Genomic DNA, 8,865 nt, shown 5'->3' on the forward strand with positions numbered 1-8,865 from the left:
GCGGATCGGACAGGCCCGTGAAAGTTAGTAACCGTTAACGGAGGCGCCGATCGCCGCCCGCGCCATGGCGTGCAGCAGCGGCCGCATGTCCTGTGCGGGCAGCTCGCCCGCACTGTGCGGCGTGGAGTTGAGCAGCCCGAACACGGCGTGCGTCGCGGCCCGCAGCCGCGCGGCCGGGCACGAGGGGTGCAGCTCGGCCAGCACGGTCACCCACTCCTCGACGTAGAGCCGCTGCAGCCGCCTGATCTGGCGGCGCTCGGGCTCCGGCACGTTGCCCAGCTCCCTGTCGTGCACCGTGATCAGCGCCGGCTGCTCGATCGCGAACGTGATCTGCACCTTGAGCAGCGCGTCCAGCGTCTCCTGCGGATCCCGGGAGGAGGTGACCGCCGCGACGGCCGACTCGCGCAGCCGCGAGCTGACGTCGAGCAGCATCTCCGACAGCAGCGCGTCCTTGCCGCTGAAGTGCCGGTAGAGCGCGGGGCCCGAGACGCCGACCGCGCCGCCGATGTCCTCGATCGAGACGCCGTGGAAGCCGCGCGCGGCGAACAGCCGGGCCGCCGCCTCCAGGATCTCCCCGCGCCTGTTGCGCCGATTCCGGGTAGGGGCGGTGGTGGTCACGTCTCACATGCTAGACGACTACGTTAATGATGACTAACATCTCGTGCTATGAGAGGGGAGTCATGAGCGACTGGCCGGTGCTGAAGTCGGCCGCCGATCCCGGCGGCGAGGCGTACAAACGCAACGCCGAGCTCAACGAGCGGCTCGCCGCCGAGCTGCTCGAGCGCCTGGTCGCCGCAGCCCGGGGCGGCCCCGAGCGCTCGCGCAAGCGGCATGTCGAACGCGGCAAGCTGCTGCCGCGCGACCGCGTGGACGGGCTGCTCGACCCCGGCTCACGCTTCCTGGAGCTGTCGCCGCTGGCCGCGACCGGGCTCTACGACGACCAGGCGCCCGCCGCCGGGATCATCACAGGCGTCGGCCGGGTCTCGGGCCGCGAGTGCGTGGTCGTCGCCAACGACGCCACCGTCAAGGGCGGCACGTACTATCCGATCACGGTCAAGAAGCACCTGCGCGCGCAGGAGGTGGCCCTGCACAACCACCTGCCGTGCGTCTACCTCGTGGACTCCGGCGGGGCGTTCCTGCCCAAGCAGGACGAGGTGTTCCCCGACCGCGAGCACTTCGGCCGCATCTTCTACAACCAGGCCACCATGTCGGCCCGCGGCATCCCGCAGATCGCCGCCGTGCTCGGCTCGTGCACGGCGGGCGGCGCGTACGTGCCCGCGATGAGCGACGAGGCCGTCATCGTGCGCGGCCAGGGCACGATCTTCCTGGGCGGCCCGCCCCTGGTGAAGGCGGCCACCGGCGAGGAGGTCACGGCCGAGGAGCTGGGCGGCGGCGACCTGCACGCGCGCACCAGCGGCGTCACCGACCACCTCGCCGAGGACGACGCGCACGCGCTGGCCATCGTCCGCGACATCGTCTCCACGCTCGCCCCGCGCGCCCCGCGCCCCTGGGACACGGTCGCGCCCGAGCCGCCCCGCCACGACCCGCGCGACCTGTACGGGATCGTGCCCGGCGACACGCGCCAGCCGTACGACGTGCGCGAGGTGATCGCCAGGATCGTGGACGGGTCGCGCTTCCTGGAGTTCAAGGCCGAGTACGGCTCGACGCTCGTGACCGGGTTCGCCCACCTCCACGGCCACCCCGTGGGGATCGTGGCGAACAACGGCATCCTGTTCAGCGAGTCCGCCATGAAGGGCGCGCACTTCATCGAGCTGTGCGACCAGCGGCGGATCCCCCTGGTCTTCCTGCAGAACATCAGCGGGTTCATGGTGGGCAAGGCGTACGAGGCGGGCGGCATCGCCAAGCACGGGGCCAAGATGGTCACCGCGGTCTCGTGCGCCCGGGTGCCCAAGTTCACCGTGGTCATCGGCGGCTCCTTCGGCGCGGGGAACTACGCGATGGCCGGGCGGGCGTACTCGCCCAGGTTCCTGTGGATGTGGCCGAACGCCCGCATCTCGGTCATGGGCGGCGAGCAGGCCGCCAACGTGCTCACCACCGTCGGCACCGCCGACGCCGACGCGATCAGGGCCCAGTACGAGCACCAGGGCAACCCGTACTACTCCACGGCCAGGCTGTGGGACGACGGCGTGATCGACCCGGTCGACACCCGCACCGTCCTCGGCCTGGCGCTGTCCGCGGCGGCCAACGCCCCGCTCGAGCCCGCCGGTTACGGCGTCTTCCGGATGTGACGCGATGTTGTTCGACCGTGTTCTGATCGCCAACAGGGGCGAGATCGCCGTACGTGTCATCCGCACGCTGCGCCGGCTCGGCATCACGTCGGTGGCCGTGCACACGCCGTCGGACGCCGGGGCGCGTCACGTGCTGGAGGCCGACCTGGCCCTCCAGGTGCCGAAATATCTGGATATCGAGGCGATTATCGGGGCGGCTCACGCCGCGGGCGCTCAGGCCGTCCATCCCGGATACGGGTTCCTCTCCGAGAACGCCGCGTTCGCGCGGCGGTGCGCCGAGGCCGGGCTGGTGTTCGTCGGGCCGCCCGCCGCGGCCATCGAGGCGATGGGCGACAAGATCCGCGCGAAGGCCACCGTGTCCGCGGCGGGCGTGCCCGTGGTGCCCGGCGGGGCCGAGCCCGGCGACTCGCTGGAGTCCTGGCGCGACTTCCCCGCGCTGATCAAGCCCTCCGCGGGCGGCGGGGGCAAGGGCATGGTGCTGGTGCGGTCGGCCGCCGAGCTGCCCGACGCGCTGGAGTCGGCCCGCCGTACGGCACGGGCGGCGTTCGGCGACGGGACGCTGCTGATCGAGCGGTACGTCGAGAGCCCGCGCCACATCGAGATCCAGGTCCTGGCCGACACCCACGGCGACGTCGTGCACCTGGGCGAGCGCGAGTGCAGCCTGCAGCGCAGGCACCAGAAGATCATCGAGGAGGCGCCCTCGCCCTTCGTGAGCCCCGAGACGCGCGCCCGCATGGGCTCGGCGGCGGTGGAGGCCGCGCGCGCCGTGGGGTACGTGGGGGCGGGCACGGTCGAGTTCATCGTGGACGGGACCACCGGCGCGTATCACTTCATGGAGATGAACACGCGGCTGCAGGTCGAGCACCCGGTCACAGAGCTCGTGACCGGCCTCGACCTGGTGGAGCTGCAGCTGCGGGTGGCGGCGGGGGAGCGGCTGCCGTTCGGGCAGCAGGACGTGCGCCTCGACGGGCACGCCGTCGAGGCCCGCGTCTACGCCGAGGACCCGGCGCGCGGCTTCCTGCCCACCGGCGGCCACGTGCTCGTGCTCCGCGAGCCCAGTGACGGCGTGCGGGTGGACTCGGGCCTGGTCGAAGGCGGGGTCGTGGGGAGCGAGTTCGACCCGATGCTCTCCAAGGTCGTCGCCTGGGCGCCGGACCGGGAGTCGGCGCTGAGGACGCTCGACCGCGGCCTGGCCCGCACGGCCGTCCTCGGGGTGGTCACCAACATCCCGTTCCTGCGGGCCCTCGCCGGGCACCCGGCCGTCCGAGCGGGCGAGCTGGACACCGGGCTGGTCGAGCGGGTGCTTCCCGAGCTGGTCCCGTCCGTGGAGGTGCCCGGCGAGGTGCTCGCGGCGGCGGCGCTCGCCTTCCACGCCATGCCCCAGGGCGACGACCCGTGGGAGGTCACGGACGGATGGCGGATCGGCGAGCCCGCCTGGACGACGTGGCGGCTGGAGTCCAGAGGCGGCGTGCACGCGGTCCAGGTCCGCGGCCTGCCCGGCGAGTCGGCCGAGATCCGGATGAACGACGAGACCGTCCCCGCGCGTCTCCAGCACAGCGGTGCGGACCTGACGGTCACGATCGGCGGCCGTACCGACGGCTACCTCCACGTACGCCACGCCGACACGCTCTGGCTCGGCAGGGACGGCGAGGCGTGGGCGCTCACCCGGCACCTCATCGGCGACCCCGGTGACCGGCCCGGTGCGGCGGACATGGGCGACGGCGTGGTCAGGAGCCCCATGCCCGGCACCGTTCTGGTGGTCAAGGCCCAGGTCGGGGAGCGGGTGAGGGAGGGGCAGCCGCTGGTCATCGTGGAGGCCATGAAGATGGAGCACACGGTGACCGCCCCGCGCGACGGCGTGGTCTCCGAGCTGCCGGTCCAGGCCGGCCAGCCGGTCGACATGGACGCCGTGCTGGCCGTGGTGAGCACCGGGGAGTTGTGAGATGCCGTACCACATGGAAGGTCTGCCGCAGCAGGTCACCGTCTACGAGGTCGGACCGCGCGACGGGCTGCAGAACGAGGCCGCGGTCGTGCCCGTCGAGGTGAAGGCCGAGTTCATCGACCGGCTCGCGGACGCCGGCCACAAGGTGATCGAGGCGACCAGCTTCGTGCACCCCAAGTGGGTGCCGCAGCTCGCCGACGCCGACGAGCTGGTCGGCCGGCTGCACAGGAAGCCCGGCGTGCGTTACCCGGTGCTGGTCCCCAACCAGCGCGGCCTGGACCGGGCGCTCGAACGCGGCGTGGACGAGATCGCGATCTTCGCCAGTGCCACGGAGACGTTCGCCGCCAAGAACCTGAACCGGAGCCTGGACAGCCAGTTCGACATGTTCGAGCCGGTCGTGGCCAGGGCGCTGGACAGCGGCGTGCGGGTGCGCGCGTACGTGTCGATGTGCTTCGGCGACCCGTGGGAGGGGCCGACGCCGATCGCGCAGGTCGTCTCGGTCGGCGAGCGGCTGCTCGGGCTCGGCTGCTACGAGCTGTCGCTCGGCGACACGATCGGGGTCGGCACGCCGGGGCACGTGACCGCGCTGATCGAGGCGTTCCGCCGGCCTGAGCGGCTCGCCGTGCACTTCCACGACACCTACGGCCAGGCGCTCGGCAACACCCTGGCCGCGTTGAGAGCGGGCGTGACCACGGTCGACGCCTCCACGGGCGGCATCGGGGGCTGCCCCTACGCCGAGTCCGCCACCGGCAACCTGGCCACCGAGGACCTGGTCTGGATGCTGCGGGGGCTCGGCATCGAGACCGGGCTCGACCTGGGCAAGCTCGTGGACACCAGCACCTGGCTGGCGCGGTTGCTCGGCCGGCCCAGCCCGTCCCGCGTCGTGCAGGCGCTGTCGAAAGGCTGATCATGCTCAAGGACGAGTACGAAGAGCTGCGCAAGACCGTCGAGTCGTTCGCCCGCGAGGTGGTCGCGCCGGTGATCGGCGACTACTACGAGCGCGAGGAGTTCCCGTACGACATCGTGCGGCAGATGGGCGCCATGGGGCTGTTCGGGCTGCCGTTCCCCGAGGAGTACGGCGGCATGGGCGGCGACTACTTCGCGCTGTGCCTGGCGCTGGAGGAGCTGGCCCGCGTCGACTCCAGCGTGGCGATCACGCTCGAGGCCGCGGTGTCGCTGGGCGCGATGCCGATCTACCGGTTCGGCACCGACGAGCAGCGCGGACACTGGCTGCCCAAGCTGACCTCTGGTTCGGCGATGGGCGCGTTCGGGCTGACCGAGCCGGGCGGCGGGTCCGACGTGCCGGGCGGCATGCGCACCACGGCCGTGCTCGACGGGGCCGAATGGGTGATTAACGGGACGAAGTCCTTCATCACGAACTCCGGCACCGACATCACCGCCGTCGTCGGCGTGGCCGCGCTCACCGGCGAGCGGGAGATCTCCACGATCCTCGTGCCGAGCGGCACGCCCGGGTTCCAGGTGTCGAAGAAGTACTCCAAGGTCGGCTGGAACGCCTCCGACACCCGCGAGCTGTCCTTCACCGACTGCCGCGTCCCCGCCGCGAACCTCCTGGGCGAGCGCGGCCGCGGCTACGCGCAGTTCCTGCAGACCCTCGACGAGGGCCGCATCGCCATCGCGGCGCTCAGCGTCGGGCTGGCGCAGGGCTGCGTGGACGAATGCCTCAAGTACGTCAGGGACAGGAAGGCCTTCGGCCACCCGATCGGCCACTACCAGGCCATCCAGTTCAAGATCGCCGACATGGAGGCCCGCGCGCACACCGCCCGCCTGGCCTACTACCACGCGGCCGAGAAGATGCTGGCCGGGGCGCCGTTCAAGAAGGAGGCCGCGATCGCCAAGCTGGTCTCGTCGAACGCGGCGATGGACAACTCGCGGGAGGCCACGCAGGTGTTCGGCGGGTACGGGTTCATGAACGAGTTCCCCGTCGCGCGTTTCTACCGGGACGCCAAGGTGCTGGAGATCGGTGAGGGTACGAGCGAGGTGCAGCGCATGCTCATCGCCCGCCAGCTCGGCCTGGGCGACCTCTGAGCGTCATATCGAGGGTCCGGAGGCGCCACGCGAGCGGCAGGTCCAGGGGTTTGCGTGAGGAAGGTTGAAAGATCTAGTGTCATCTTCCATGACGGCTGAAGATCTTCTCATCAGGAGGGCGGAGAAGGCGGACGCGGACGAGGTGTTCGCGCTGGCCCGCGAGTTCGGGCTGACGTTCAGGCCCGAGCGCGGGGCCTTCGACGCCGCCCTGCCCGAGCTGCTGGCGAACGAGGACGCCCTGCTGCTCACAGCCGTCGTCGGCGGGCGCGTGCACGGCTACCTGCTGGGGTTCGTCCACCTGACGCTGTTCGCGAACGGGCCGGTGGCCTGGGTCGAGGAGGCCATGGTCGGGTCCGGGTCGCGGCGGCAGGGGATCGGGCGGGCCCTCCTGGAGGAGTTCGAGCGCTGGGCGCGGTCGCGTGAGGCCAAATACGTGGCGATGGCCACGCGTCGGGCACCGGAGTTCTACCACGCGCTGGGTTACGAGGCCTCCGCCACGTTCTTCCGCAAGGTCCTCCGCTAGCCCACGGCTAGCCCCCGCCAGCCCATCGCCTCGCGTTTGCCGGGTGACCGGCGGGGGATTCTGTCGTCTCCGGATGGCATCCTTAGGGCGTGAGTATCCACGCCATCAGCCCTCGGTTCGTCGGGCGAGCGCGCGAGCTCGCCGTTCTGGGCGATGCGCTGGCCAGGGCGCGCGCCGGCGCGTCCTCCACCGTGCTCGTCGGCGGCGAGGCGGGGGTCGGCAAGACACGGCTGATCAGGGAGTTCACCGACCGGGCCGACGACGTTCTGGTGCTCGTCGGCGGGTGTCTGGAGCTGGGCACCGAGGGCCTGCCGTTCGCGCCGTTCACCGCCGTGCTGCGCGGGCTCGTGCGCGAGCTGGGCCGCGACGGCGTCGCGGCGCTCGTCCCCGGTGGCACCACGCGGGGGCTCGCGCGGCTGCTGCCGGAGTTCGGGGAGCCGGACAAGGACGGGCCCGAGGCGCGGGCGCGGCTGTTCGAGCAGGTGCTCGGGCTGCTGGAGCGGCTGGCCGAAGAGCGTCCAGCCCTGCTGATCGTCGAGGACGCGCACTGGGCCGACCGGTCCACCCGCGACCTGCTGTCGTTCCTGGTCCGCTACCAGCCCAGCGCGGCGGGCCTGCTGATCGTGGTGACATACCGCACCGACGAGCTGCACCGCACCCACCGCTGCGGCCGCCTCCTCGCCGAGCTGGGCCGGGTCGAGTGGGTGCGGTGAGGGTCCGAGCTGCGCACGGCTCACCCGCAGCGGAGGCCGTCGCGCAGGCGGCCAGCATCTGGAGCGGGAGCCGTCCCCCGCCGTTCATGGACACAGATCTACGCGCGCAGCGAGGGAAACCCGCTGTTCGTGGAGGCGCTGCTCAGCGAGGGGAACGGGGGTGGACGCGCTGCCGGAGTCGCTGCGGCGACCTGTTGCTGGCCGGCGTCGAGCGCTGCCCTGACGAGACGCAGGAGCTGCTGCGCGTGGCAGCGCCGGCGGCCAGCGCATCGAGCACGACCTGCTCTCCGCCGTCGCCGGACTCGACGAGAAGCGCGCTCTCCCGCGCGCTGCGGCCCGCGGTGGCGGGGCCAACGTGACTGGTCGCGGGTCTGCTTCTCTTCTCCCGGGCCGGCCGGGCGGGCGTCGAGCATCGCGCAGGCCGGCCTGTCGGGGATGACCGGCGGTCACGTGGCCGCCCAGGAGTGCGCGATCCGCAGATCCGCGGGGGGAGCGTCGCCTCGCTCAAGTCCTTCCACCGGGCGATGGCCGGATGCGCCGACGCTTCTGGGCCGCCCAGTTCGCGGCCGCCGGCCTGACGTACACCTCGCCCGAGGTCACGATCACGACGGGGAGCGACTCCGTCTGCGGGAAGATCACCAGCACGGGGCGCAGTACTGCCCGGGGCAGCGCACGATCGTCATCCGCATCATGAAGCAGGACCTGCGCGACCCGTTCCGCATGAACATCGCGCACTCGGTCGCCCACGAGTGGGGGCACCACGTGCAGCAGCTCATCGGCGTGCTGGACGCGCAGAACGCGCTGTTACTGGCCCGCTTCGGACAGCTCGCGGGCACTGCTGAGCCACCGGCTGGAGATGCAGGCCGAATGCTTCGCCGGCGTCTTCTACAGCTCGCCCTCGAGTCGATCAACCCGGGATCGAGTGGGACGACTGGATCGACGCCGTGCGCAGGGCGGACGAGAGCGCGATCCACGGCAAGCCCGCGCAACCTCGCCTTCTGGCAGGGACCGCGGCTACCGCGGCGGCGCCACGGGTTTCTGCAACACGTGGACGGCCATCACGTCCAAGGTCACCTGAGCGTCCCGGTCAGGCGTTGGCCCGGGCCATGGACCTCCAGAGGGTCGGCGAGGACGTGGGCGAAGGCCAGCTCAGCCCGCGCCCGCCAGCGTGGCGGCGTCCCCGAGCGAGGACGTGCGCAGCCGCAGCCTCTCCCGCTGCGGCGCCATCGCGTGCAGGACGAGCTGGGTACGCACCTGCGCCGCCGACCCGAGGTAGATCTCTCCCGCAGCATCCCCCCGAAGATCACCATTCCGGGTTGAAGATGTTCACCAGGTCGCCACGCCCAGTCCGAGCCAGTCGCCGACCTTGCTGAGCGCGGCCTGCGCCTCGAT

7 protein-coding genes are annotated in these 8,865 nt (G+C 71.8%); 6 read left to right on the forward strand and 1 reads right to left on the reverse strand.

Features of this window, described 5'->3' with window-relative positions; all coding sequences use genetic code 11:
* Positions 1-24 precede the first annotated feature (24 nt).
* Positions 25-618 carry an SACE_7040 family transcriptional regulator gene (locus ABD830_RS19095; RefSeq protein ID WP_344988873.1) on the reverse strand — a complete coding sequence of 198 codons (594 nt, stop codon included), beginning with the start codon at positions 616-618 and terminating at the stop codon, positions 25-27.
* Between the two features lie 62 nt (positions 619-680).
* Between ABD830_RS19095 and ABD830_RS19100 the strand changes: the two genes are divergently transcribed.
* The 6 genes from ABD830_RS19100 (at position 681) to ABD830_RS19125 (ending at position 7,473) form a co-directional block, all read left to right on the forward strand.
* Positions 681-2,249: a carboxyl transferase domain-containing protein gene (locus ABD830_RS19100; RefSeq protein WP_344988875.1), complete on the forward strand. Its 1,569-nt coding sequence runs from the start codon at positions 681-683 to the stop codon at positions 2,247-2,249.
* A 4-nt stretch (positions 2,250-2,253) separates the two neighbouring features.
* Positions 2,254-4,191, forward strand: a complete 1,938-nt coding sequence (locus ABD830_RS19105) for an ATP-binding protein (RefSeq protein WP_344988877.1) — start codon at positions 2,254-2,256, stop codon at positions 4,189-4,191.
* 1 nt (position 4,192) lies between these two features.
* Positions 4,193-5,098, forward strand: coding sequence for a hydroxymethylglutaryl-CoA lyase (locus tag ABD830_RS19110; RefSeq protein WP_344988879.1), 906 nt, complete (start codon positions 4,193-4,195; stop codon positions 5,096-5,098).
* Positions 5,099-5,100: 2 nt separating this feature from the next.
* Positions 5,101-6,237, forward strand: coding sequence for an acyl-CoA dehydrogenase family protein (locus ABD830_RS19115; protein ID WP_344988881.1), 1,137 nt, complete (start codon positions 5,101-5,103; stop codon positions 6,235-6,237).
* Positions 6,238-6,325: 88 nt separating this feature from the next.
* The gene (locus ABD830_RS19120) at positions 6,326-6,760 is read left to right on the forward strand and encodes a GNAT family N-acetyltransferase (protein ID WP_344988883.1); all 435 of its coding nucleotides are present in this window, start codon (positions 6,326-6,328) and stop codon (positions 6,758-6,760) included.
* Positions 6,761-6,849: 89 nt separating this feature from the next.
* A complete protein-coding gene (locus tag ABD830_RS19125) occupies positions 6,850-7,473 on the forward strand; it encodes an AAA family ATPase (RefSeq protein ID WP_344988885.1) in 624 nt (207 codons plus the stop codon).
* Positions 7,474-8,865 lie beyond the last annotated feature (1,392 nt).

Origin of the sequence: Nonomuraea helvata (assembly GCF_039535785.1) — a bacterium.
Lineage (GTDB): Bacteria > Actinomycetota > Actinomycetes > Streptosporangiales > Streptosporangiaceae > Nonomuraea > Nonomuraea helvata.